The 23,952-nt window shown below is 47.3% G+C and carries 27 protein-coding genes and 1 pseudogene; 24 read left to right on the top strand and 4 right to left on the bottom strand.

The genetic code is table 11. The features are described from left to right. The first annotated feature begins 136 nt into the window (after positions 1-136). Entirely contained in the window at positions 137-1,744 is a 1,608-nt protein-coding gene (pyrG, locus tag SB724_RS10495) for a glutamine hydrolyzing CTP synthase (RefSeq protein ID WP_003151098.1), read from the top strand. A gap of 47 nt (positions 1,745-1,791) precedes the next feature. On the opposite strand, the gene SB724_RS10500 is transcribed toward pyrG, so the two are convergent. Then, positions 1,792-2,313 (bottom strand): DUF2529 domain-containing protein, encoded by a 522-nt coding sequence (locus SB724_RS10500; protein ID WP_007614394.1) that lies wholly within the window; start codon positions 2,311-2,313, stop codon positions 1,792-1,794. Between the two features lie 164 nt (positions 2,314-2,477). Here SB724_RS10500 and spo0F point away from each other — a divergent pair, with 164 nt between their 5' ends. The 11 genes and pseudogenes from spo0F (at position 2,478) to SB724_RS10555 (ending at position 12,949) form a co-directional block, all read left to right on the top strand. After that, positions 2,478-2,852, top strand: a complete 375-nt coding sequence (spo0F, locus tag SB724_RS10505) for a sporulation initiation phosphotransferase Spo0F (protein WP_012118670.1) — start codon at positions 2,478-2,480, stop codon at positions 2,850-2,852. Between the two features lie 175 nt (positions 2,853-3,027). Next, a complete protein-coding gene (locus SB724_RS10510; protein WP_003151102.1) occupies positions 3,028-3,885 on the top strand; it encodes a class II fructose-bisphosphate aldolase in 858 nt (285 codons plus the stop codon). A 118-nt stretch (positions 3,886-4,003) separates the two neighbouring features. Next, positions 4,004-4,642, top strand: a complete 639-nt coding sequence (gene fsa, locus SB724_RS10515) for a fructose-6-phosphate aldolase (protein ID WP_007407613.1) — start codon at positions 4,004-4,006, stop codon at positions 4,640-4,642. A 310-nt stretch (positions 4,643-4,952) separates the two neighbouring features. Next, complete coding sequence (locus SB724_RS10520; protein ID WP_007407612.1) at positions 4,953-6,242, top strand: UDP-N-acetylglucosamine 1-carboxyvinyltransferase; 1,290 nt, start codon at positions 4,953-4,955, stop codon at positions 6,240-6,242. Between the two features lie 33 nt (positions 6,243-6,275). Further along, positions 6,276-7,241, top strand: coding sequence for a class II fructose-bisphosphatase (gene glpX / locus SB724_RS10525; RefSeq protein WP_003151105.1), 966 nt, complete (start codon positions 6,276-6,278; stop codon positions 7,239-7,241). Positions 7,242-7,442: 201 nt separating this feature from the next. Next, positions 7,443-7,652: pseudogene (locus SB724_RS10530) on the top strand (hypothetical protein). Then, entirely contained in the window at positions 7,649-8,935 is a 1,287-nt protein-coding gene (rho, locus tag SB724_RS10535; protein ID WP_003151107.1) for a transcription termination factor Rho, read from the top strand. Before SB724_RS10530 ends, rho begins: the two are co-directional and overlap by 4 nt. A 121-nt stretch (positions 8,936-9,056) precedes the next feature. Further along, on the top strand, positions 9,057-9,257 hold the full coding sequence (rpmE, locus tag SB724_RS10540; RefSeq protein WP_003151132.1) for a 50S ribosomal protein L31: 201 nt from the start codon (positions 9,057-9,059) through the stop codon (positions 9,255-9,257). 84 nt (positions 9,258-9,341) lie between these two features. Continuing rightward, positions 9,342-9,932 (top strand): thymidine kinase, encoded by a 591-nt coding sequence (locus tag SB724_RS10545; protein ID WP_038464350.1) that lies wholly within the window; start codon positions 9,342-9,344, stop codon positions 9,930-9,932. Between the two features lie 276 nt (positions 9,933-10,208). Beyond that, a complete protein-coding gene (malS, locus tag SB724_RS10550; RefSeq protein WP_007407609.1) occupies positions 10,209-11,906 on the top strand; it encodes an oxaloacetate-decarboxylating malate dehydrogenase in 1,698 nt (565 codons plus the stop codon). 86 nt (positions 11,907-11,992) lie between these two features. After that, positions 11,993-12,949, top strand: a complete 957-nt coding sequence (locus SB724_RS10555; protein ID WP_007407608.1) for an AEC family transporter — start codon at positions 11,993-11,995, stop codon at positions 12,947-12,949. 33 nt (positions 12,950-12,982) lie between these two features. On the opposite strand, the gene racA is transcribed toward SB724_RS10555, so the two are convergent. Further along, positions 12,983-13,546, bottom strand: a complete 564-nt coding sequence (gene racA / locus SB724_RS10560) for a chromosome-anchoring protein RacA (RefSeq protein WP_265972728.1) — start codon at positions 13,544-13,546, stop codon at positions 12,983-12,985. A 110-nt stretch (positions 13,547-13,656) separates the two neighbouring features. Continuing rightward, positions 13,657-14,040: an SMU1112c/YaeR family gloxylase I-like metalloprotein gene (gene gloA2 / locus SB724_RS10565; RefSeq protein ID WP_265972730.1), complete on the bottom strand. Its 384-nt coding sequence runs from the start codon at positions 14,038-14,040 to the stop codon at positions 13,657-13,659. Positions 14,041-14,151: 111 nt separating this feature from the next. Here gloA2 and prfA point away from each other — a divergent pair, with 111 nt between their 5' ends. The 3 genes from prfA to SB724_RS10580 all read left to right on the top strand — a co-directional run bounded on the left by prfA (position 14,152) and on the right by SB724_RS10580 (position 16,433). Next, positions 14,152-15,222, top strand: coding sequence for a peptide chain release factor 1 (gene prfA / locus SB724_RS10570; RefSeq protein WP_003151139.1), 1,071 nt, complete (start codon positions 14,152-14,154; stop codon positions 15,220-15,222). A gap of 1 nt (position 15,223) precedes the next feature. Then, the gene (gene prmC / locus SB724_RS10575) at positions 15,224-16,084 is read left to right on the top strand and encodes a peptide chain release factor N(5)-glutamine methyltransferase (RefSeq protein WP_410571050.1); all 861 of its coding nucleotides are present in this window, start codon (positions 15,224-15,226) and stop codon (positions 16,082-16,084) included. Between the two features lie 70 nt (positions 16,085-16,154). Then, on the top strand, positions 16,155-16,433 hold the full coding sequence (locus SB724_RS10580) for a DUF5316 family protein (RefSeq protein ID WP_224181265.1): 279 nt from the start codon (positions 16,155-16,157) through the stop codon (positions 16,431-16,433). Here the strand turns inward: SB724_RS10580 and SB724_RS10585 are convergent. Beyond that, a complete protein-coding gene (locus tag SB724_RS10585; RefSeq protein ID WP_082998274.1) occupies positions 16,420-16,794 on the bottom strand; it encodes a UPF0715 family protein in 375 nt (124 codons plus the stop codon). The genes SB724_RS10580 and SB724_RS10585 overlap by 14 nt on opposite strands. A gap of 160 nt (positions 16,795-16,954) precedes the next feature. Between SB724_RS10585 and spoIIR the strand changes: the two genes are divergently transcribed. The 9 genes from spoIIR to upp all read left to right on the top strand — a co-directional run bounded on the left by spoIIR (position 16,955) and on the right by upp (position 23,799). Beyond that, positions 16,955-17,635 (top strand): stage II sporulation protein R, encoded by a 681-nt coding sequence (spoIIR, locus tag SB724_RS10590; RefSeq protein WP_045209129.1) that lies wholly within the window; start codon positions 16,955-16,957, stop codon positions 17,633-17,635. A gap of 70 nt (positions 17,636-17,705) precedes the next feature. Further along, positions 17,706-18,149, top strand: coding sequence for a GNAT family N-acetyltransferase (locus SB724_RS10595; protein ID WP_410571053.1), 444 nt, complete (start codon positions 17,706-17,708; stop codon positions 18,147-18,149). 156 nt (positions 18,150-18,305) lie between these two features. Beyond that, positions 18,306-19,346, top strand: coding sequence for an L-threonylcarbamoyladenylate synthase (locus SB724_RS10600; RefSeq protein WP_410571055.1), 1,041 nt, complete (start codon positions 18,306-18,308; stop codon positions 19,344-19,346). Positions 19,347-19,414: 68 nt separating this feature from the next. Then, the gene (locus SB724_RS10605) at positions 19,415-19,972 is read left to right on the top strand and encodes a manganese efflux pump MntP (protein ID WP_410571057.1); all 558 of its coding nucleotides are present in this window, start codon (positions 19,415-19,417) and stop codon (positions 19,970-19,972) included. A gap of 73 nt (positions 19,973-20,045) precedes the next feature. Continuing rightward, entirely contained in the window at positions 20,046-20,501 is a 456-nt protein-coding gene (locus SB724_RS10610) for a low molecular weight protein arginine phosphatase (RefSeq protein WP_029325731.1), read from the top strand. Positions 20,502-20,634: 133 nt separating this feature from the next. Continuing rightward, the gene (gene rpiB, locus SB724_RS10615) at positions 20,635-21,084 is read left to right on the top strand and encodes a ribose 5-phosphate isomerase B (RefSeq protein ID WP_003151149.1); all 450 of its coding nucleotides are present in this window, start codon (positions 20,635-20,637) and stop codon (positions 21,082-21,084) included. 13 nt (positions 21,085-21,097) lie between these two features. After that, positions 21,098-21,640, top strand: a complete 543-nt coding sequence (locus SB724_RS10620) for a TIGR01440 family protein (RefSeq protein WP_007407598.1) — start codon at positions 21,098-21,100, stop codon at positions 21,638-21,640. A gap of 147 nt (positions 21,641-21,787) precedes the next feature. Beyond that, positions 21,788-23,035 (top strand): serine hydroxymethyltransferase, encoded by a 1,248-nt coding sequence (gene glyA, locus SB724_RS10625; protein ID WP_007614376.1) that lies wholly within the window; start codon positions 21,788-21,790, stop codon positions 23,033-23,035. Positions 23,036-23,169: 134 nt separating this feature from the next. Then, positions 23,170-23,799 (top strand): uracil phosphoribosyltransferase, encoded by a 630-nt coding sequence (gene upp / locus SB724_RS10630; protein WP_003151154.1) that lies wholly within the window; start codon positions 23,170-23,172, stop codon positions 23,797-23,799. Positions 23,800-23,952: the final 153 nt, after the last annotated feature.

Below are 23,952 nucleotides of genomic sequence, written 5' to 3' on the forward strand. Positions count from 1 at the left end.
CAAGAAATTGAAAGGGAGCTTTCTTATTTTCATCTCCCAAATTCTTTTACACATCATTTGTTTTTAGTGAAATGATTTTCTATAAAACGGCACATTTTAAGGAATGTAGCGCAGACCGAAGAGAGGAGCAAACGAAATGACGAAATATATTTTTGTAACCGGGGGAGTTGTATCATCACTCGGAAAAGGAATTGTGGCTGCGTCACTTGGCCGCCTTTTGAAAAACAGAGGCATGAGCGTCACTATCCAAAAATTTGACCCTTATATCAACGTTGACCCGGGAACGATGAGCCCGTACCAGCACGGTGAGGTATTCGTTACCGATGACGGCGCTGAGACTGACCTTGACTTAGGGCATTATGAGCGTTTCATTGACATTAATCTGAACAGATTCAGCAACGTGACGACCGGTAAAATCTATTCCGCCGTATTGAAAAAAGAGCGCCGCGGGGACTACCTCGGCGGAACGGTTCAGGTCATTCCGCATATCACAAATGAACTGAAAGACCGCGTGTACCGTGCAGGCAAAGAAACAAACGCAGATGTAGTCATTACTGAGATCGGCGGAACAGTGGGAGACATCGAATCCCTTCCGTTCCTTGAAGCCATCCGTCAAATGAAAAGCGACATCGGCCATGAAAACGTGATGTACATTCACTGTACGCTTGTTCCGTACATCAAAGCGGCGGGCGAGCTGAAAACAAAGCCGACGCAGCACAGCGTAAAAGAGCTGAGAAGCCTCGGTATTCAGCCTAATATCATCGTCGTGCGCACGGAAATGCCGATTTCTCAAGATATGAAAGATAAAATCGCGCTCTTCTGCGATATTGACACGAAAGCGGTCATCGAGTGCGAAGATGCGGACAACCTTTACTCCATCCCGCTTAACCTTCAGGAGCAGGGACTCGATAAGCTTGTCTGCGATCATATGAAATTAGAATGCAAAGACCCGGATATGACGGAATGGAAAGACCTTGTCACGAAAGTGAAAAACTTGTCTAAAACCATTACAATCAGCCTCGTCGGTAAATACGTCGAGCTTCAGGACGCTTACATTTCAGTCGTTGAATCACTGCGCCACGCCGGCTATGCGTTTGACGCTGATGTGAAGATCAAATGGATTAACGCCGAAGAAGTGACAGAAAGCAATATTCAAGAGCTGACTGGCGGCACAGACGGAATCATCGTGCCCGGCGGTTTCGGAGACCGCGGCGTAGAAGGGAAAATCATCGCCGCCAAGTATGCGCGTGAGAATAAAATTCCGTTCTTCGGCATCTGCCTCGGTATGCAGATTGCATCCATTGAATATGCGCGAAACGTATTAGGTCTGGAAGGGGCTCACTCTGCGGAGATCGATCCGTCCACTCCTTATCCGATCATCGACCTTCTGCCGGAACAAAAAGATGTCGAGGATCTTGGAGGAACGCTTCGTCTCGGACTGTACCCTTGTAAGCTTCAGGAAGACACGAAAGCCTTCGAAGCGTATGCGGATGAAGTGGTATACGAACGCCACCGCCACCGTTATGAATTCAACAACGAATACAGACAGCAAATGGAAGAGAACGGTTTTGTGTTCTCAGGAACAAGCCCTGACGGCCGTCTTGTGGAAATCATCGAGCTGAAAGACCATCCTTGGTATGTCGCTTGCCAGTTCCACCCTGAGTTCAAATCAAGACCGACAAGACCTCAGCCTTTATTCAAAGACTTTATCGGCGCTTCCGTACAAGCTGCAGAACAGAAGTAATAAAAAAAGACTTGCCTCCTTTAAAAGCGGCAAGTCTTTTTTCTGCATCAGGCATATTCCTGCATCATTTCCTTTAACGTAAAGGACAGTGCGTGATAGACATACAGGCCTGTCATTAATGAAGGAAAGCCGTATCTTGTCCCGTCTTCATCAGGCAGAAGCGGCATTTTTAATTTGCTGTCAATATGAACATCACAAAATGCCTCAATCCCGGTTTGATCTTTGATGACAGGAGATACGCCAACGAGGCCGATCCCTTTTTCATAAAGCTTTTGAGCCAGCGCCTGTTCTTCAGCCGTGCCCGGACCTGAACAAAACATCAGCACCCTGTCGCTTTCTGTAATCGAATCAGCTGTATCCGGAAACGCTTTGACGGAAGGCATCGGTTCTGAGCCGAGTTCCGCCTCGCACAAAATGCCCTGCATCTCATTTGCGCCGTATAAATAAATGGTATGACCGCTGACGGCTGCCTGCGCCAGCAGGCGCGCGCCGTCTTCTATTGCTTCGGATTCCTTATCCTGAATGCGGGAAAAAATGCCTGCAAGCTGTGTCGTAAATATCTTTAACATGAGTGAAACCTCCTTTACACATACAAGAACAGTATACAACAAAAGAGAAAATGCTCAGAAAATGTCGGAAAGTAGACTATTATAATTAAAGGAAATGTGAAAATCAAACAGAATACATAAACAACTGCTTCCTTTTGACGAAAATGATAATATTGGGGTGTAAAATGATGAATGAAAAGATTTTAATCGTAGATGACCAATACGGTATACGCATATTGCTCAATGAAGTGTTTCATAAAGAAGGGTACCAGACGTTTCAGGCCGCCAACGGCATACAGGCGCTGGACATCGTAACGAAAGAACGGCCCGATCTCGTGCTTTTAGATATGAAAATCCCCGGCATGGACGGAATCGAAATTCTCAAGCGCATGAAGATGATTGACGAATCCATCCGCGTCATTATCATGACCGCTTACGGAGAACTCGATATGATTAAGGAATCAAAAGAGCTCGGAGCGCTGACCCATTTTGCGAAACCTTTTGACATTGATGAGATCAGAGACGCGGTGAAAAAATATTTACCTCTAAAATCGAATTAATAAAATTAGAAACAATTATGTCATTGTGTTGCCGATTTGTCGAAAAGTTGGTATCCTAGAGATGGAGAAAAAGCGATCTGTTGTTTTACATATGACAGGTTTTTATGGTCATGCTATAGGTGGAAAGCTTTTTTCGAGAAGAAGCAAATCAGGCTACATAAGGAGGACTTTCGACATGCCTTTAGTTTCAATGACGGAAATGTTGAATACAGCTAAAGAAAAAGGATATGCTGTTGGACAATTTAACTTAAATAACCTTGAGTTCACTCAAGCTATTTTACAAGCAGCAGAAGAGGAAAAATCCCCGGTTATTCTTGGTGTTTCAGAAGGCGCGGGACGCTACATGGGCGGCTTCAAAACAGTGGTTGCCATGGTTAAAGCTCTTATGGAAGAATACAAAGTGACAGTTCCTGTCGCCATTCACTTAGACCACGGTTCAAGCTTTGAATCTTGTGCGAAAGCGATTCATGCAGGTTTCACTTCTGTAATGATCGACGCATCTCACCACCCGTTTGAGGAAAACGTAGCAACTACAGCTAAAGTGGTTGAGCTTGCTCATTTCCACGGCGTTTCAGTTGAAGCTGAGCTTGGAACTGTAGGCGGACAGGAAGATGACGTGATCGCTGAAGGCGTAATCTATGCTGACCCTAAAGAGTGTCAAGAACTTGTAGAGCGCACTGGCATCGACTGCCTTGCACCTGCACTGGGTTCTGTTCACGGCCCTTACAAAGGCGAACCGAACCTCGGTTTCAAAGAAATGGAAGATATCGGCAAATCAACCGGCCTTCCGTTAGTACTTCACGGCGGTACAGGAATTCCGACTGCCGACATTAAAAAATCAATCTCACTTGGTACGGCTAAAATCAACGTAAACACTGAAAACCAAATTTCTTCTGCAAAAGCTGTCCGCGAAACATTGGCAGCTAAGCCGAACGAATACGATCCTCGTAAATATCTTGGACCTGCTCGTGAAGCGATCAAAGAAACGGTTATCGGCAAAATGCGTGAGTTCGGTTCTTCAAACCAAGCTTAATCCAATGTAACATCCATAAACCGCCTGACAGCATTGACAGGCGGTTTTATGTCTTACCTTTAGAAAGCGCAATCATGTTTTACAGTTCTGAAAATTTATTACTGGGGAGGCTTTCCTTATGTTATTTTTCATTGATACAGCAAACATTGACGAGATTAAAGAAGCTTATGAACTTGGCGTTCTTGCCGGAGTTACGACAAACCCTAGTTTAGTGGCGAAAGAAGCTGACGTGTCTTTCCATGACAGACTTCGTGAGATTACGGAAGTCGTGAGCGGATCAGTAAGCGCGGAAGTCATTTCCCTGAATGCTGAAGAGATGATTGAAGAAGGTAAAGAACTTGCGAAAATCGCACCGAATATCACGGTGAAAATCCCGATGACGTCTGAAGGGTTAAAAGCCGTAAAAGCGCTGAGCGACCTGAACATTAAAACAAACGTAACGCTCATCTTCAGCGCCAACCAGGCGCTTTTGGCGGCAAGAGCCGGAGCGACTTATGTATCTCCGTTCTTAGGCCGTCTGGATGACATCGGCCATAACGGTCTTGAACTGATTTCAGAAATAAGACAGATTTTTGACATTCATGATATTGATACACAAATCATCGCAGCTTCCATCCGTCATGCGCAGCACGTGACTGAAGCCGCTTTACGCGGTGCGCATATCGGTACGATGCCGCTGAAAGTCATTCACCAGCTGGCGAAACATCCGTTAACGGATAAAGGCATCGAGCAATTCTTGGCAGACTGGAATAAATAAAGATAAATAGGGCGGCAAACCGGTTGCATCCGTTTGCCGCACCCTTATGTTTTCCTGTTTGGCAGCGGGCCTTCAGTATTAAAGTGAAGAGTGTGTTTCCCCCGGAATGTGAACCCGGCGGGCCTCTGTGCATCCTGTGTTAAAAATGCCCCGCAAAGCTTCGCTATTTTCTTCCTGTTATTTTATAATGTCCTTGTATTCTTTCTCTTCGAATTGGCTACATTTTGGACAAGAGCTTTATTTGCAGAGACAGAATAAAATGCCATTTTATTTACGCTCCGCAGCTATCTTCTTATGGAAGGAGACTATCATGGAAAAGTTGAATATTGCCGGCGGCGATCCGTTAAACGGAACCGTACATATCAGCGGTGCGAAAAACAGCGCCGTCGCATTGATACCCGCAACCATTCTGGCAAATTCCGAAGTAACGATCGAAGGGCTTCCGGAGATCTCAGATATTGAAACGCTGCGTGACCTGCTGAAAGAAATCGGCGGAAACGTCCATTTTGAAAAAGGAGAAATGGTCGTCGACCCTTCCCCGATGATCAGCATGCCGCTTCCCAACGGCAAAGTGAAAAAACTCCGCGCTTCCTATTACTTAATGGGCGCGATGCTGGGCCGCTTCAAACAGGCGGTCATCGGACTGCCGGGCGGATGCCATCTCGGGCCGCGGCCGATTGACCAGCACATCAAAGGATTTGAAGCGCTTGGGGCGGAAGTCACCAATGAACAAGGCGCGATTTATCTGCGCGCCGAAAGGCTGAGAGGCGCACGGATTTATTTAGATGTCGTCAGCGTCGGAGCGACGATCAATATCATGCTTGCCGCTGTACTGGCTGAAGGTAAAACCGTGATAGAAAACGCCGCCAAGGAACCTGAGATTATTGATGTTGCCACATTGCTCACCAGCATGGGCGCAAAGATCAAAGGCGCGGGAACCAATGTAATCAGAATCGACGGCGTAAAAGAGCTGCACGGATGCAGGCATACGATCATTCCGGACAGAATTGAGGCGGGCACCTTTATGATCGCCGGCGCCGCGATGGGGAAAGAAGTCATTATTGATAATGTCATACCGACTCACCTGGAGTCTTTAACGGCGAAGCTCAGGGAAATGGGTTTTCACATTGAGACGAGTGACGATCAGCTTCTTATGCTCGGCGGGCAGAAGCAGATAAAACCGGTCGACGTAAAAACGCTTGTTTACCCGGGATTCCCGACTGATCTTCAGCAGCCGATGACATCTCTGTTAACGAGAGCCAGCGGCACGAGCGTCGTAACCGACACCATCTACTCGGCCCGATTTAAACATATAGATGAGCTGAGACGGATGGGGGCCAACATGAAAGTGGAAGGCAGGTCGGCCATTATCACAGGTCCGGCCGAGCTTCAGGGCGCAAAAGTAAAGGCGAGCGATCTGCGTGCAGGCGCTTGTCTGGTCGTCGCCGGGCTCATGGCTGACGGCGTAACCGAAATTACCGGTCTCGAGCATTTAGACCGCGGCTACAGCAATCTTGAGAAAAAACTTGAAGGTCTGGGCGCCACAATCTGGCGGCAAAGACTGACGGACGAAGAGATAGAACAGCTCCAAAATTCATAGAAATGCGGACTTTTGAGAGGAGATCGTGTTGAAATGGAAAGAAGCTTATCGATGGAATTGGTTCGAGTCACTGAAGCGGCGGCTTTAGCATCTGCCAGATGGATGGGCCGCGGGAAAAAAGATGAAGCTGATGATGCGGCGACAAGCGCAATGCGTGACGTATTTGATACGGTGCCGATGAAAGGCACGGTCGTGATCGGGGAAGGCGAGATGGATGAAGCGCCGATGCTTTACATCGGCGAAAAGCTCGGAAACGGATACGGCCCGCGCGTCGATGTCGCCGTCGATCCTCTTGAAGGCACAAACATCGTAGCGAGCGGCGGCTGGAATGCGCTGACGGTGATCGCGGTCGCCGACCATGGAACATTGCTGAACGCCCCGGATATGTATATGGAAAAAATCGCGGTCGGTCCTGAAGCGGTAGGCTGCATCGATATCGAAGCGCCTGTCATTGATAACTTAAAAGCCGTTGCGAAAGCGAAAAACAAAGACATTGAAGATGTCGTGGCAACCATTTTAAATCGTGACAGACATGAAAAAATCATCTCTGAATTGCGTGAGGCGGGCGCCAGAATCAAACTGATCAACGACGGTGATGTCGCGGGCGCCATCAATACGGCCTTTGACCATACGGGAGTAGACATTCTCTTCGGTTCAGGCGGGGCTCCTGAAGGCGTGCTGTCTGCCGTTGCGTTAAAAGCGCTCGGCGGCGAAATCATCGGCAGGCTCCTGCCGCAAAGTGCGGAAGAGCAGGCCCGCTGTGAGCGAATGGGCCTTGATGTATCCAAAGTGCTCCGGATGGAGGACCTTGTGAGAGGGGATGACGCCATTTTTGCCGCAACGGGCGTCACGGACGGAGAGCTGCTGAAAGGCGTTCAGTTCAAAGGCTCCGTCGGTACGACTGAAAGTCTGGTCATCCGTGCGAAATCAGGAACGGTCCGATTCGTTGACGGAAGACACAGCCTGAAGAAAAAACCAAATCTTGTGATCCGGCCATAAATAGAGAAAAGCGGGACGGAAAGTCCCGCTTTTCTTTTGCAATAAAGAGTCAACCCTATCATTTATATGTCAAAGCATTATTTAAGTTGAATAATTTTTTGAAATGAGGTAAAAATAAAGAGTGCTGCGATTTTTCTGTGTCATTCCTTCTTTTGAGTACTGGGAAATTTTCAAATTCTACCGCATACAGACGATATAAATATTGATCTTCTCAAGTTTTTGTCCTCGCTTCCTTCAAAACTCATTAAGACATTCCTTTTTTAAAAAAAGCGCCGATCATGGGTGGAAGTGTTACCGATAGAAGTTCCTTAACGTTTTATAAAAGAATGTGCTTTGGCGGAATCATGCGAAGCAGCCGATTTGAATGAAAACAGCAATACATTGACTATGAAAAGCGTGGTGTTTTTATGAAAGACGTATCTATTTCCTCTTTGGAAAATATGAAATTAAAAGAACTATATGAACTGGCAAGACATTATAAAATCTCCTACTACAGCAAACTGACTAAAAAAGAATTAATCTTTGCCATTCTGAAAGCCAACGCCGAGCAGGAGGATCTTCTGTTTATGGAAGGCGTGCTCGAAATCATCCAATCGGAAGGATTCGGCTTCCTCAGACCGATTAATTACTCGCCGAGCTCAGAAGACATCTACATTTCTGCTTCCCAGATCCGCCGCTTTGATTTAAGAAACGGTGACAAAGTATCCGGCAAGGTGCGTCCGCCGAAAGAAAACGAACGCTATTACGGACTTTTGCACGTTGAAGCGGTAAATGGAGACGATCCGGAATCTGCGAAAGAGCGCGTTCATTTTCCTGCACTGACTCCGCTTTATCCGGACCGCCAAATGGTGCTTGAGACGAAACCGAATTATCTCTCAACAAGAATTCTCGATATGATGGCTCCCGTCGGTTTCGGCCAGCGCGGTCTGATCGTGGCGCCGCCGAAAGCCGGTAAAACCATGCTGTTGAAAGAAATCGCTAACAGCATTACGACAAATCAGCCTGACGCTGAATTGATCGTTCTCTTAATTGATGAAAGACCGGAAGAAGTAACGGATATTGAACGTTCCGTAGCGGGCGATGTCGTCAGCTCGACGTTCGATGAAGTGCCGGAAAATCACATTAAGGTAGCGGAGCTTGTGCTTGAACGGGCGATGCGTCTCGTTGAACACAAAAAAGACGTTATCATTCTGATGGACAGCATTACCCGCCTGGCACGGGCCTACAACCTCGTTATCCCGCCAAGCGGACGTACGCTTTCCGGCGGGATTGACCCGGCTGCATTCCATCGTCCGAAGCGCTTTTTCGGTGCCGCGCGAAACATTGAAGAGGGCGGCAGCCTGACCATTTTGGCGACGGCGCTCGTAGACACGGGCTCCCGGATGGATGACGTCATCTATGAAGAGTTTAAAGGAACGGGCAACATGGAGCTTCACCTTGACCGTTCTCTTGCGGAAAGACGGATTTTCCCGGCGATCGATATCCGCCGCTCCGGCACCCGGAAGGAAGAGCTGCTCGTGCCGAAAGAGCATCTTGACCGTCTATGGGCGATCCGCAAATCGATGTCTGATTCTCCGGACTTCGCAGAGAAGTTTATGAGAAAAATGAAAAAAACAAAAACGAATCAGGAATTCTTCGATTTGATCAACCAAGAATGGAAGCAGGCAAACCTTTCATCATCAGCCCGCCGCTGATAAAAAATGTATTTGCAAATGCAGTAAATGACTGATATAATTCTCTCATATGCGTTCCGGATTACTCCGGAATAATAACTCTGTTTCCACACGGGATTCAGGGCGGAAGGAGATGGATACAATGAAAGCAGGAATTCATCCTAATTTCAAAAAAGCAACAGTTAAATGCGCTTGCGGAAATGAATTTGAAACAGGCTCAGTAAAAGAAGAGGTACGCGTTGAGATTTGCTCTGAATGCCACCCATTCTACACTGGACGTCAAAAATTCGCTTCTGCTGATGGTCGTGTTGATCGCTTTAACAAAAAATACGGTCTTAAGTAATAATAGATTTTACAGGCAGGCAAGAATTGCTTCTTGCCTGTTTTTTATGTCCATAAACAGGAAAAAAAGGGGAGCGGATAGCCTATGTACATAATGAAGCAAAGCGGATGGCTTGAGCTGATATGCGGCAGCATGTTCTCTGGGAAATCAGAAGAGCTGATCCGCAGAGTGAAAAGAGCGACATATGCGAAGCAGGAGGTTAAGGTGTTCAAACCTGCTATTGATAATCGCTACAGTGAGGAGGCCGTCGTTTCTCACAACGGCACATCCATGACAAGCCACGTCATCTCGTCTTCGGCTGAAATATGGGATCATATCAGTGAAAGCACGGACGTCATCGCGGTAGATGAAGTGCAGTTTTTCGGCGAATCGATCATCGGCGACTTATCCTCGCTTGCGGATAAAGGCTATCGTGTCATTGCGGCCGGACTTGATATGGATTTCCGGGGAGAGCCGTTCGGGGTGGTGCCGAATCTGATGGCGGTTGCCGAATCGGTGACGAAGCTGCAGGCGGTCTGCTCCGTTTGCGGGTCGCCGGCAAGCCGTACGCAGCGTTTGATTGACGGGAAGCCCGCTTCCTATGATGATCCGGTCATTTTAGTCGGCGCGTCGGAGTCATACGAAGCGAGATGCAGGCATCATCACGAAGTGCCGAAAAAACAGACTGATAAATAACCCTTTTCATGAAAACATCGGTAAAAAATCCGGTGTTTTTTTAACGTTTTTTCAAAAATTGTAGTTAAATAACTTAAAAAAGAGTATGAAAAAATTAAGTAATTTTCATCTCTTGAATTTTCATTTTTACAGGCATAAAATGACTAAGTAATGTAAATAGTTATGAGACATTGTTCGAATAATTGTCAAAAAAAGATATAGCAGATCGCGATCACACTAGCCAAAATGGGTAATTACTTAACTTTGTTAACTATTTGAAGAAAGAAGGAGATTTTCTTGAATAATATTAAAGTAACGAAGGAAGGCAACTTAGAAACTACTTTAAGAGGAAAAGAAGTTCTATCTATCCCTACTTTAAATAAAGGTGTTGCGTTTTCAGCAGAAGAAAGAAAAAGCCTTGGATTAGACGGGCTGCTTCCTCCGACAATTCTGTCTCTTGATGAGCAGGCAAAACGCGCATACGAGCAGTTTCAAGCTCAGCCGGACCGCCTTCGCCAAAACGTGTATTTGAACGATTTGCAAAACCGTAACGAAGTTCTTTTCTTTAAATTGCTTCAAAACCATCTTCGTGAAATGCTGCCGGTTGTTTACACACCGACTGTCGGTGAAGCGATTCAAGAATACAGCCATGAGTACAGAAGACCTCAAGGGATTTACCTTTCTATCGACAACGTGGAAGGAATCGAAGAGGCATTTGAAAACCTTCATGCCACTGCCGGAGATATTGATCTGATCGTTGCGACAGACTCAGAAAGCATCCTCGGAATCGGTGACTGGGGTGTCGGCGGTATCAACATCGCCATCGGTAAATTAGCGGTATACACAGCTGCTGCCGGTATTGACCCAAGCCGCGTTATTCCTGTCGTTCTTGACGTCGGTACGAACAATGAAAAACTTCTGAACGATCCTTTATACATCGGTAACCGCCATGAACGTATCCAAGGCGAACGTTACGAAGCTTTCGTTGACGCTTATGTAAAAGCTGCGCTTAAATATTTCCCTAAAGCTCTTCTTCACTGGGAAGACCTTGGAAACAAAAACGCGCGCAATATCATGAAGAAATACAACCATGAAATTCTTACATTCAACGATGACATTCAAGGAACAGGCGCGATTACGCTTGCAGGTGTGCTTGCGGCTATGAAGAAAACAGGCGCGTCTATTAAAGACCAGCGTGTGGTTGTCTTCGGTGCGGGATCTGCCGGAATCGGAATCGCTGACCAAATCCGCGACACTATGGTACTTGCCGGTCTTTCTGAAGAAGAAGCCAACAAAGCGTTCTACACAATGGACTACAGAGGCTTGTTAATTGAAGGTATGGAAAACATTCTTGATTTCCAAGAGCCGTACTTGCGCACAGCTGAAGAAATTAAAGATTGGAAACGCGATGAAAACGGACAAATTCCTTTCATTGAAGTGATCCGTCAAGCGAAACCGACAATCTTAATCGGTACATCAGGCCAAAGCGGCGCGTTCAGTGAAGAAATCGTCAAAGAAATGGCAAAACACGTTGAGCGTCCGGTCATCATGCCGATGTCTAACCCGACACCGCTTGCTGAAGCCGTTCCTAGCGATCTTTTCAAATGGACTGACGGCAAAGTGCTTGTGGCGACAGGAAGCCCGTTTGACAATGTAGAGTACAATGGCGTTTCTCATGAAATCGGACAATCTAACAACGCATTCGCGTTCCCTGGACTTGGTCTCGGTTCAATCGTTGTAGAAGCAAAAGTGATTACTCCTGCAATGTTTGCGGCAACTGCTGACGCAATCGCAGAAAGCGTTGATTTTGAAACACCGGGTGCAGGCCTTCTGCCGAGCATGAGCGACTTACAAGAAGTTTCAATTAAAGTTGCGATCGCCGTAGCGGAAACTGCCATTAAAGAAGGCGTGGCAAACCGCATTCCTGAAAATGTAGAACAAGCCGTTCTTGATGCAATGTGGAAACCGCAATATAAGCAAGTTGTCGCTAAATAATTTTTACGATTAATTTTACAGTCCGAGGGAAAGCTTTTATGTAAAGGCTAAAGTATACGGACATTAAGGATTTGGAGGAGAATATTTTGAGCTTCTTAGATATTTTAATCCTCCTGGCGCCGATCTTTTTCGTGATCGTGCTGGGATGGTTCGCAGGTCGCTTCGGAAGTTATGACGCGAAGTCAGCAAAAGGGGTAAGCACCTTAGTTACGAAGTACGCGCTTCCGGCGCATTTTATCGCAAGTATTTTAACCACTTCAAGAAGTGCGTTTTTATCACAGGTTCCTTTGATGGTCGCTTTGATCATTGGGATTGTCGGATTCTTTATCGTCATTCTGTTGGTTTGCAAATTTATCTTCAAGTATGATTTAACGAATTCATCTGTATTTTCTTTAAACTCTGCACAGCCGACATTTGCTTTTATGGGTATTCCCGTACTGGGAAGCTTATTCGGAGCAAGCGAAGTGGCGATTCCTATCGCCGTTACGGGTATCGTGGTTAACGCCATCCTTGACCCGCTTGCGATCATTATCGCTACTGTCGGTGAGTCATCTAAGAAAAAAGACACTGAAAACGAGAACTTCTGGAAAATGACTGGTAAGTCTATTCTTCACGGTCTTTCCGAACCGCTTGCGGCTGCACCGCTTATCAGTATCATTCTGGTACTCTGCGGTGTAACACTCCCTGGCTTGGGAGAAAAAATGCTTGATCAGCTCGGAAGCACAACATCAGGTGTTGCGCTCTTCGCCGTCGGTGTAACTGTCGGTATCCGCAACATTAAGCTCAGTCTGCCGGCTTTCGGTATCGCTTTGTTAAAAGTTGCCGTTCAGCCTGCGCTGATGTACTTGATCGCTCTTGCAGTCGGACTTCCGGCTGACCAGATCACTAAAGCGGTATTGCTCGTTGCATTCCCTGGATCTGCGGTAGCGGCGATGATTGCCACACGTTTCGAAAAACAAGAGGAAGAAACTGCGTCCGCGTTCGTGATCAGTGCGATTTTATCTCTCATCTCACTGCCGATCATCATTGCGCTGACTGCATAATGAAAAGCTCCCTGTTTCAGGGAGCTTTTTTGATTAGAATTGAAATTTAAAAGGCGAAAATCTCGTTTTTTTTCTGGGTTTCTTATGTTCTGAAGAAGCGGCTGTTTCTGAGAGGGGGGCTGTCTGGGAAAGTTCCTGGATGCGGGAGGCCAATGTCTGCAATTCGGTATTGAGGTCGTCAATTTCCCGCCTGTGCTGAAGAAGCTGATAAGACACCCCTTCATCCGCCTTTTGTTTCAGCTGGCGTTCAAGCTCCTCTATCCTTGAAAGCAGATGGTTCTCACCTTGTTTCTCTTTCGTGAGAATGTCCAGTTTGCGCTCCAGATCTGCCAATCTTTGTTCAGCGCCGCCATTGATTTTCGGACGATGCAAAATGAAGCCCGTCCGTTTTTTCGGCTGCCGGGGCACTTGAACGTCCAGAAGGGCAGTGCCTTCAGAAATTTGCCGTTTGACCGATTTCAGCACATCAAGATCCTCAGGTGTAAAGGAATAATGTCCGAGCTCATTCCGTTCAGCCGGAAGATTCAGCTGCTTGACCCACCTTTGCACCGTTTTTGCGGAGACACCGAGCTCTTTCGCGGCCATGTTTGTATTCATGATCACATACCTCCTTTTTGCTAGGTATTCGACCATGAGGCGGCGTTCCCTTCATGTTAGACAAAACAAGTAGGAATTCGCCAAAGAAAGCGGCATTTCTTCAAAAAACGTTACGCTTCATACAATTCAAGCGGAAGCTTGTCGGGATCGAAGAAAAAGGTAAACCGTTTCCCCGTCAGCGGATCGGTTCTGATCGGTTCTGTGCCGACGCCCTTTTCCTTTAAGTCCCTGACGGCTGCTTCAAGATCGTTTACGGTGAAAGCGAGATGCCGGAGACCCGCGGCTTCCGGTCTGGTCGGCCGTTCGGGCGGATCGGGAAAGGAAAACAATTCAATCGCGTACGCGCCGTCCAGCGCCAGATCTAGTTTATAAGACCCGCGATCCTTTCGGTATGTTTCTTTTATAATGCCGAAACCGAGAATCTCGGTGTAAAAAGCTTTCGACTTTTCATAATCAGAGCATATGATTGCTATATGGTGGATGGATTTCAGCATATCCGCCCCTCCTTTTTTGCTTCAGTATAACAGAGGCGAATTGCTTTTGACTGGCGATAAGCCCTATACTATAATGAGAATGTTACGCACAGGAAAACAGAGGTGAAGACCGTGTTAGACCGTTTACAGTCAATTGAACAACGATACGAAAAATTAAATGAGCTTTTAAGTGATCCGGAAGTGGTCAACGATCCGAAAAAGCTTAGAGAATATTCGAAAGAGCAATCTGATATACAAGAAACCGTTGAAGTCTATAGACAATACAGAGACGCATCAGAACAGCTTGCCGATGCGAAAGCGATGCTTGAGGAAAAGCTTGATGCCGATATGAGAGAAATGGTGAAGGAAGAAATCTCCGAACTGCAGGGAGAGACGGAAACCTTATCAGAGCGTTTGAAAGTGCTCCTCATCCCGAAAGACCCGAACGATGACAAAAACGTAATCATGGAGATCCGCGGAGCAGCGGGAGGAGAAGAAGCCGCGCTGTTTGCGGGAAATCTCTACAGAATGTACTCCCGTTACGCCGAAATCCAAGGCTGGAAGACTGAAGTCATGGAAGCAAACGTGACCGGAACGGGCGGTTATAAAGAAATCATCTTTATGATTACGGGAAAAGGCGCATACTCCAAGCTGAAGTATGAAAATGGCGCGCACCGCGTACAGCGTGTTCCGGAAACGGAATCAGGCGGCCGTATTCATACATCCACGGCGACGGTGGCGTGTCTTCCTGAAGCGGAAGAAGTAGAAGTGGACATCCACGAAAAAGACATCCGCGTCGATACATTCGCATCAAGCGGACCGGGCGGACAAAGCGTAAACACGACGATGTCGGCCGTACGCCTGACGCATTTACCGACCGGTGTCGTCGTATCCTGTCAGGATGAAAAATCCCAGATTAAAAACAAAGAAAAAGCGATGAAGGTGCTCCGCGCCAGAATCTATGACAAATTCCAGCAGGAAGCTCAGGCTGAATATGATCAGACTCGTAAATCAGCCGTCGGTTCAGGCGACCGTTCCGAGCGTATCCGCACATACAATTTCCCGCAAAACCGTGTGACGGATCACCGCATCGGCCTGACGATTCAAAAGCTGGATCAAATCCTGGAAGGCAAGCTTGATGAAGTGGTTGAAGCGTTAATCGTAGAAGACCAGTCAAGCAAGCTCCAGCAGGCGGAAAACTAAGATGAAGACCGTTTTTGAAGCCCTAAGCTGGGCTTCTTCTTATTTAACCGAAGCGGGAAGAGAAAAAAACGCGGCCGAGCTGCTGTTGTTAAATGATACCGGAATGGATCGGAGCAAACTTCTCGCAAGTCTGCAGGAGCCCGTCGGCGAGGACGAGCTTTACCGATTCAGACGGCACGTGGAGATGCATAAAGAAGGTATTCCGATTCAATATATTATCGGGAAAGAACAGTTTTACGGCAGGGAATTTTTTGTGAATGACGATGTTCTCATTCCGCGTCCGGAAACGGAAGAAGTCGTCTTTCATCTGCTGGACAGACAGAAGCGGGTATTTTCCGGGGCAGAACGCCTGAACGTCATTGATATCGGTACGGGGAGCGGAGCCATTGCGGTGACGCTCGCCCTTGAATGCGGACATTTTTCAGTATCGGCTTCGGATATTTCAAAAGAAGCGCTGCAGGTGGCGGAAAGAAATGCGCAAAACCTCGGAGCGGACGTGTGCTTTTTGCAGGGAGATCTGTTAACTCCTTTTATTTCATCAGGGAAAAAAGCGGATATTATTGTTTCCAATCCGCCGTATATTTCTGAAGAAGAAATGGCGGATTTGTCGGATATCGTCCGTTTCCATGAGCCGCTTCATGCACTTACGGACGGCGGTGACGGTTTGAAATTCTACAAGCGGTTTATGGAGGAGCTGCCTCTTGTCATGAAAGATAGAGCGCTTGTCGTCTTTGAAATCGGATATAATCAGGGGAAAGCCGTGAAAGACCTGTTCCGTCATTCCTTTCCGAATGCGGAAGTGGAAGTCGTACAGGACATCAACGGAAAAGACAGAACCGTATCCGCGGTCATCACATCATGAAAAAAGCCCGCCGGTGACGCACACGGCGGGCTTTTGTTACAATGGAAAGAAAATGAAAGGGGCATCCGCCTTGAAAAAAGCGTTCGCCTTCGGATGTATACTCGCCGCCGCAGCTTATGCGGCGGGGTTTGTTCTGCCGTTTGGCTTTGCCATCATTTTCGGCGCCGTTACGGCTGTTCTTATCGTCACAGCGATCATCGTTTCCGGGTTGGCCGTAAGCGGAGCGGAGCAGCGGGCCAATTATCATTCTGAAACAGAAGAAGGACGGCACGCCCGTTTAAAGATGGCCGCCGTTTTCTTTTGCGCCGCTCTCCCTTCAGCCGGCTGTCTGCTGATTACGCTTCTGTAGCCTGATTTTGTCTTTGCAGCAATACGGAATCCCATACCCAATAGACGACGGCTGTTAAAACCGCAAAGATATAAAAGGCTGAATTAGAAAACAGAGATTGGCCTGACGGCTGCAAAAGACCGAAGATGATCCCGTTTGCAATGAATGACACCCCTAAATAATAAAGAAGATACAGCGGATGAAATCTCTTCGGCTTTTTATTCAGAAAGTATTGAAGCGGCAGCGCAAAAATCAAATAAGGAAACAAAAAATAAAACGCCATCGAAATGAAAGCCGCGATAATGAATTGATGAACATACAAAATAGAATAAATGACAGACATACATGCCGCCGACAGCAGCACGGTGTAATTATATTTCATCTGAAAACCTCCTATCAAAATAATATCGTACCATATTTTGAATCTGTCAATGCAGATTATCAGCTTGCTAGATTTTTTTCTTCCCGCCGGTTTAAACCTTTTCCGTCATGTCCATAATGGGACTAGATAAAAAAAGCACGGAGAGGAACGGTGGGGACCGATGAAACAGACCATGATGATCTGCATATATATTTTTCTTTTATTATCAGGAGCGCTTGCGGGTTTGACAAAAGAAGAAACGGCGCGGGCATCAGCCAATGAGCCCGTTGTCATACCGGATGAAGCGATCCGGCTCAGGATTTTGGCCAACAGTGATAACGATGAGGATCAAAAGCTCAAGCGCCAGATCAGAGATGCTGTAAACAAGCAAATCACGGACTGGGTGAAAGATATCACTTCCATTGAAGAAGCGCGGCGGCTCATTCGTTCGAAGCTTCCTGAAATTAAAGAAATCGCCAAACAAACGATGAAAGAAAAGGGTGCGCATCAATCCGTTTCAGTTCAATTCAATAAAATCTCGTTTCCGACAAAGCTGTACGGCAATATGGTCTATCCGGCCGGAAAATATGAAGCGATTTTAATTACACTCGGCAATGGCGAGGGCGCCAACTGGTGGTGCGTCTTGTTTCCGCCGCTGTGCTTCCTTGATTTCTCAAACGGCGAAGCGGTGAAAGATCAGGAAGACGGCGGACAGAAGCAGGAAGAAACGCAGAAACAGACTAAAAAAGTGCTGGATGACGTAAAAGCAAAGGCTGATAAAGCGAAGAAAGAAAATAAAGATGACGATGATACAGAAGTGAAGTTTTTCCTCGTCGATTGGATTTCAGATCTATTTTCCTGAAGCAAAAGGCATAAATCCGGATTCGATTCATAGATTGGAAGAAAGAGTTGATCGAAACGGAGGGAAATATATGTTTTATCAGCTGAGAGTGGCAAGAGATCAAGATACGGAGGCGCTGGAGGCCTTTTTGAAAAAGGCTGATACAGCACATGCGGAAATCGATCAGCAGATCAGCCGTTTTATCGTGCTGGAAGACAGCGAAAAAAAGATTGCCGCCTGTCTCGGGATCGAAAAATTCAGCGGCGGAAAAGGGCTTCTCCGTTCACTCGTCATGTCGGACAGGCTGAATCAAAGCCATATCGTTACACTGTTTCAAAGTATGGATGTGCTGTGCAAAAAACATGAGGTTCAAGATGTCTACTTAGTCGCCAATCAGCCCTCATCTGCTGAGTTTCTGAATGTGATGGGATTTGAAGCGTGCGCCGATGCGCCTGATGAACTGTATACGTCCGAACATTTCCGCAACTCGTTATGCACAGAAGGTTCGTTTTTAATGGTGAAAACCTCTGCCTAATCTAACTTATACACAAGGTTATCCACTTATTAAAAAGTGTTGTCCACAGTTTGTGGATAACACTTGTTTTATTAAAGGACATCTTTTATACTTTCAAAAGGAATACACGAGAGAAAATAAAGTTTTACCGCTTTAAAATAAGGAGTTTGGTTATACATGAAAACAAGAAGATGGTTTGTGGATTGTTCCGCAGAATTATCCACAACCGATCCCCAGATTACACAAGCCGCGGAATTGCTCCGGCAGAATGAGGTTGTGGCTTTTCCGACAGAAACCGTTTACGGACTGGGCGCTAACGCTGAAAATACGGAAGCCGTAACGAAAATATATGAGGCGAAAGGAAGGCCGAGCGATAATCCGCTGATTGTGCATATATCCCATATCAGCCAGCTTGATCGTTTTATCAGCCATATTCCTGAGACGGCGAAAAAGCTTATGAAGCTATTCTGGCCGGGGGCGCTGACCCTTGTCCTGCCGTGTAAGCCCGGTGTGCTGTCACCCCGTGTCACCGCGGGACTTGAGACGGTAGCGGTCAGAATGCCTGATCATCCGGCAGCATTAGCCCTCATCAGCTCGGCCGGACTGCCGATCGCCGCGCCGAGCGCCAATTTATCAGGAAAACCGAGCCCGACGAAGGCCGAGCATGTAGCTCATGATTTAAACGGCCGCATTGCCGGTATTGTGGACGGCGGCGCGACGGGAATCGGAGTGGAATCAACCGTTCTGTCCTGTACGGGGAAACAGCCCGTGCTGCTTCGTCCGGGCGGCGTGACAAAAGAGCAGATTGAATCCGCCGCCGGTCCGGTTCTTGTGGATAAAGGGCTGACCGAAGAAGATGAGGTTCCTATTTCTCCGGGTATGAAATATACACATTACGCGCCTTCTGCGCCGATGGCTATTGCCGAGGGCGGCGCCCGGAGAATTCAAGAACTGGCAGACGTATATAAAAGCCGGGGAAAACGAATCGGCATTTTGACAACAGAAGAGAACGCCGATAGTTACCAGGCTGATTATATCAAGGTCTGCGGCAGACGCGCCGACCTTGAAACAGTGGCATCCGCCTTATACGATGCGCTCCGCAGCTTTGATGAAGCGGAAGTGGACATGATTATTTCTGAGTCCTTTCCGGATACCGGAGTGGGGCTCGCCGTTATGAACAGGCTGATGAAAGCCGCAGGCGGCACCGTTATCCATTAACTTGTTCTACCCCTTATCGGACATGCATAAGCTAAACAAGCGGGCACGTCCAAGGGGGTTTTTATTTCATGTCGAATCTATTCATCGGGGAACTTGTCTCCTTAAGCATCATGGCATTTGCTTTGGGGACGGATGCCTTTTCCGTCGGGCTCGGAATGGGAATGATTCAGCTGAAGAAAAAACAGATTTTTCATATAGGGGTTGTCATCGGGCTGTTTCATGTCATGATGCCGCTTGTGGGAATGGCGGCCGGGCATCTGCTGTCCGGTTTTCTGGGGATGCTCGCCGTTTACATCGGCGGATCTCTTCTTTTCATTTTAGGGGTGCAGATGATCATCGCCGCGTTTAAACAATCAGACGGGCCGCTCATATCTCCGGCAGGCTCGGGACTGTTGCTGTTTGCGGTCGGTGTCAGTCTGGACAGCTTTTCTGTCGGGCTCAGTCTCGGGATGAACGGCTCCAATCCGTTTCTGGCCGTTACGCTGTTCGGGGTCTTCAGCACCGTTTTAACATGGGCGGGCCTTTGGGCGGGAAGAAAGGTGCAGTCGTGGCTCGGCTCCTACAGCGAAGCGCTTGGCGGAGCCATTTTGATCGGATTCGGGCTGAAACTGCTTTTACCGATATAAGATACGTAAAAAAAGAAACGAAGATGCCGTTTCTTTTTTCTTCATTTATAATAGGCAGTAAGAGGTGACGGACATGAAAATAATCTTTGTATGTACAGGCAATACATGCCGCAGTCCCATGGCTGAGGCTCTTTTTAAATCCATTGCAGAAACGAAAGGGCTGGATGTCAGCGTAAGCTCGGCCGGCGTATTCGCGTCTCCGCACGGAAAAGCGTCGGCCCATGCCGTAGAAGCGCTGTTTGAAAAACGGATCGCTCTCAATCACAGTTCATCTCCCTTATCAGAAGAACATATCGAGACGGCTGATCTGGTGCTGGCGATGACGGAACAGCATAAACAGCTGATTGAAGGCCGATATCAAAACAGTCAGGGCAAAGTCTTTACCATTAAAGAATACGTAACGGGGGAAAGCGGCGATATCTCTGACCCGTTCGGCGGTCCGCTTGATGTTTATAAACAGACGCGGGACGAACTGGAGGAGCTGCTGACCCTTTTGGCTGATCAATTGCTTGACGGAAAAAGCAAGTAATCTGTCAGAAAATCTGCAAACAGGTCATTTGCAAAACGAATGTGAAAGAGTAGAATGAAATCAACGGATTTCGTAATAAAAAGGACAAGCACACTGGGCTGTCTTCGCCCAGCCACACCTAGGAGGTAAATGAATGAAAGTAGCTATTGCGTCAGATCACGGCGGCGTCCATATCCGCGAAGAAATAAAAAGTCTTTTGGATGAATTGCAGATTGAATACATTGATATGGGCTGTGAATGCGGCGCCGGCTCTGTCGATTATTCAGACTACGCTTTTCCGGTAGCGGAAAAAGTGGTGAACGGCGAAGCTGACAGGGGAATTTTAATTTGCGGCACAGGCATCGGCATGAGCATCTCCGCAAATAAGGTAAAGGGCATACGCTGTGCGCTTGCCCATGACACCTTCAGCGCAAAAGCGACGCGTGAACACAATGACACGAATGTTCTTGCGATGGGCGAACGCGTCATCGGCCCGGGGCTGGCGCGCGAAATCGCAAAAGTCTGGCTGACGACTGAATTTACGGGCGGCCGCCACGAACGGCGGATCGGCAAAATCGCAGATTACGAAGAAAAAAATCTGTAAGAGGTGCTGGACAATGGAAGAGATGAAGCAAAAATGGACGGACATGCTGACTGAGTTTCAAGAACAGGCAGGACTGACGGACGGCAGTCTGCTGGTGATCGGGTGCAGTACAAGTGAAGCCGCCGGAAGCCGGATCGGCACCGCCGGAAGCGGGGATTGGGCTGAATTGATATACGGCGGACTTAACCGGTTTAAGGAAAAAACGGGTGTGCATCTTGCTTTTCAATGCTGCGAGCATTTAAACAGGGCGCTTGTCATTGAAGCGGAAACGGCCGAGCGGTTCAGGCTCCCCATTGTTTCAGCCGTCCCCGTCCCGAAAGCGGGCGGAGCGATGGCCTCTTATGCATACCGGCAGATGCGTTCTCCCGTGCTCGCCGAATCGATTCAGGCTGACGCCGGGATTGACATCGGTGATACGTTCATCGGCATGCATCTGAAACCCGTTGCCGTCCCTGTCCGGATATCAAGCCGTGAGCTTGGAGAAGCACATGTGACGATGGCCCGGACAAGACCGAAGCTGATAGGCGGAATTCGCGCTGTTTATGAATGCGAATGATGAAAATACTTTTCCTGTATAATGTTCGTGTTTTCTAATTAAATTTTGTGATTTTTTTAAATAAGCTGTTACATTCACCTGAAAAACCATGTACAATAAGGGTGGTAAAAATAAAGAACAGGAAACGGATAGGAGAGGATCTCGCTGATGAAACATTTACCTGTACAAGACAAACAAGTGTTTAACGCCATCAAAGATGAGCGTAAGCGTCAACAGACTAAGATCGAATTAATTGCTTCTGAAAACTTCGTGACGGAAGCGGTAATGGAAGCACAAGGCTCTGTTTTAACAAACAAATATGCTGAAGGCTACCCCGGCAAACGCTACTACGGCGGCTGTGAGCATGTTGATGTCGTTGAGGACATCGCCCGCGACCGCGCGAAAGAGATTTTCGGAGCTGAGCATGTAAACGTTCAGCCGCACTCAGGCGCTCAAGCGAACATGGCTGTTTACTTCACGATTTTAGAGCACGGCGACACGGTGCTCGGGATGAACCTCTCCCACGGCGGCCACTTAACACACGGAAGCCCGGTTAATTTCAGCGGCGTTCAATACAACTTTGTAGAATACGGTGTCGATAAAGACACGCAATATATAGATTATGAAGATGTGCGTGAAAAAGCGCTGGCGCATAAGCCGAAACTCATCGTTGCCGGAGCGAGCGCGTACCCCCGCACGATCGACTTTAAAAAATTCCGCGAAATCGCTGATGAAGTCGGCGCTTACTTCATGGTAGACATGGCGCATATCGCGGGTCTTGTCGCAGCCGGTCTTCATCCGAATCCGGTTCCTTACGCTGACTTTGTAACGACAACGACTCACAAAACACTTCGCGGACCCCGCGGAGGAATGATCCTTTGCCGTGAAGAGTTCGGCAAAAAGATTGATAAATCCATTTTCCCGGGAATCCAAGGCGGACCGCTTATGCATGTCATCGCGGCCAAAGCCGTTTCTTTCGGAGAAGTGCTTGAAGATGATTTCAAAACATATGCGCAAAACGTCATCTCGAACGCGAAGCGCCTGGCTGAGTCTCTGAACAAAGAGGGCATTCAGCTCGTATCAGGCGGAACGGATAACCACCTTGTGCTTGTCGACCTCCGTTCTCTCGGTCTGACCGGAAAAGTCGCTGAACACGTTCTTGATGAAATCGGCATTACATCTAATAAAAACGCGATCCCTTACGATCCGGAAAAACCGTTCGTCACAAGCGGAATCCGTCTTGGTACGGCAGCTGTGACAAGCCGCGGCTTTGACGGTGACGCGCTTGAAGAAGTCGGCGCCATCATCGGCCTCGCACTGAAAAATCATGAAGACGAAGCAAAACTTGAAGAAGCGAGACAGCGCGTATCTGCCTTGACTGAAAAGTTTCCTTTATATAAAGAACTGGACTATTAATAAGGAAGAAACCCGCCGGAACCTTAATCCGGCGGGTTTTTTTATGATTTTCTTGAAACTGTTTGTCTTTTTCTGTAGAATCAATAGAAGTGTGAAAAAGTCACTCGGACAACAAAAAAGGAGCTGAACACAGTATGGGAAAGGTTTACGTATTTGATCATCCTTTAATCCAGCATAAGCTGACATATATTCGGAATGAAAATACAGGCACAAAGGATTTCAGAGACCTTGTGGACGAAGTCGCGTCACTGATGGCGTTTGAAATTACACGTGATCTTCCTCTTAAAGAAGTGGAAGTGAAAACACCTGTTCAAACAGCGACATCCAAAGTGATTTCAGGGAAGAAACTCGGTATCGTGCCGATCCTGAGAGCGGGTCTCGGAATGGTTGACGGCATGCTGAAATTAATCCCGGCCGCTAAAGTGGGACATGTCGGATTATACCGTGATCCGGAAACCTTAAAACCGGTAGAATACTATGTCAAGCTTCCTTCTGATGTAGAAGAACGCGAATTTATTGTCGTGGATCCGATGCTTGCTACGGGAGGTTCTGCGGTGGAAGCGATAAACAGCCTGAAAAAGCGCGGCGCGAGAAACATTCGTTTTATGTGTCTTGTAGCGGCTCCGGAAGGCGTGGAAGAGCTGCAGAAACATCACTCTGACGTTGATATTTATATCGCCGCCCTTGATGAAAAACTGAATGAAAAAGGCTATATCGTTCCGGGCCTCGGTGACGCGGGTGACAGACTGTACGGAACCAAATAAATCGGAAAACCTCATTCAGGGGGTTTTCTTTTTTTATCCAGATATTTGCTGAATGGGCAGACTTCATACATTTATAGGTGAATTTGTGAACATTCTGTGTATGCTTTCGGTATAAAAAGTTTTTTAACTTTAAACAGATTGACACATGTTAGG

It is taken from the genome of Bacillus sp. SIMBA_031, assembly GCF_046535225.1.
In the GTDB taxonomy this organism is placed as follows: domain Bacteria; phylum Bacillota; class Bacilli; order Bacillales; family Bacillaceae; genus Bacillus; species Bacillus velezensis.

Excerpts from the sequence above, each read along its gene's own strand:
- glpX (WP_003151105.1), top strand. The coding sequence starts at position 6,276 with ATGGAAAGAAGCTTATCGATGGAATTGGTTCGAGTCACTGAAGCGGCG.
- gloA2 (WP_265972730.1), bottom strand. The coding sequence starts at position 14,040 with ATGCTGAAATCCATCCACCATATAGCAATCATATGCTCTGATTATGAA.
- SB724_RS10605 (WP_410571057.1), top strand. The coding sequence starts at position 19,415 with ATGTCGAATCTATTCATCGGGGAACTTGTCTCCTTAAGCATCATGGCA.
- SB724_RS10585 (WP_082998274.1), bottom strand. The coding sequence starts at position 16,794 with ATGAAATATAATTACACCGTGCTGCTGTCGGCGGCATGTATGTCTGTC.
- SB724_RS10595 (WP_410571053.1), top strand. The coding sequence starts at position 17,706 with ATGTTTTATCAGCTGAGAGTGGCAAGAGATCAAGATACGGAGGCGCTG.
- glyA (WP_007614376.1), top strand. The coding sequence starts at position 21,788 with ATGAAACATTTACCTGTACAAGACAAACAAGTGTTTAACGCCATCAAA.
- rpmE (WP_003151132.1), top strand. The coding sequence starts at position 9,057 with ATGAAAGCAGGAATTCATCCTAATTTCAAAAAAGCAACAGTTAAATGC.
- SB724_RS10610 (WP_029325731.1), top strand. The coding sequence starts at position 20,046 with ATGAAAATAATCTTTGTATGTACAGGCAATACATGCCGCAGTCCCATG.
- SB724_RS10510 (WP_003151102.1), top strand. The coding sequence starts at position 3,028 with ATGCCTTTAGTTTCAATGACGGAAATGTTGAATACAGCTAAAGAAAAA.
- upp (WP_003151154.1), top strand. The coding sequence starts at position 23,170 with ATGGGAAAGGTTTACGTATTTGATCATCCTTTAATCCAGCATAAGCTG.
- racA (WP_265972728.1), bottom strand. The coding sequence starts at position 13,546 with ATGAATACAAACATGGCCGCGAAAGAGCTCGGTGTCTCCGCAAAAACG.
- SB724_RS10620 (WP_007407598.1), top strand. The coding sequence starts at position 21,098 with ATGGAAGAGATGAAGCAAAAATGGACGGACATGCTGACTGAGTTTCAA.
- SB724_RS10600 (WP_410571055.1), top strand. The coding sequence starts at position 18,306 with ATGAAAACAAGAAGATGGTTTGTGGATTGTTCCGCAGAATTATCCACA.
- SB724_RS10520 (WP_007407612.1), top strand. The coding sequence starts at position 4,953 with ATGGAAAAGTTGAATATTGCCGGCGGCGATCCGTTAAACGGAACCGTA.
- SB724_RS10500 (WP_007614394.1), bottom strand. The coding sequence starts at position 2,313 with ATGTTAAAGATATTTACGACACAGCTTGCAGGCATTTTTTCCCGCATT.
- prmC (WP_410571050.1), top strand. The coding sequence starts at position 15,224 with ATGAAGACCGTTTTTGAAGCCCTAAGCTGGGCTTCTTCTTATTTAACC.
- rpiB (WP_003151149.1), top strand. The coding sequence starts at position 20,635 with ATGAAAGTAGCTATTGCGTCAGATCACGGCGGCGTCCATATCCGCGAA.
- SB724_RS10545 (WP_038464350.1), top strand. The coding sequence starts at position 9,342 with ATGTACATAATGAAGCAAAGCGGATGGCTTGAGCTGATATGCGGCAGC.
- pyrG (WP_003151098.1), top strand. The coding sequence starts at position 137 with ATGACGAAATATATTTTTGTAACCGGGGGAGTTGTATCATCACTCGGA.
- fsa (WP_007407613.1), top strand. The coding sequence starts at position 4,004 with ATGTTATTTTTCATTGATACAGCAAACATTGACGAGATTAAAGAAGCT.
- spoIIR (WP_045209129.1), top strand. The coding sequence starts at position 16,955 with ATGAAACAGACCATGATGATCTGCATATATATTTTTCTTTTATTATCA.
- rho (WP_003151107.1), top strand. The coding sequence starts at position 7,649 with ATGAAAGACGTATCTATTTCCTCTTTGGAAAATATGAAATTAAAAGAA.
- spo0F (WP_012118670.1), top strand. The coding sequence starts at position 2,478 with ATGATGAATGAAAAGATTTTAATCGTAGATGACCAATACGGTATACGC.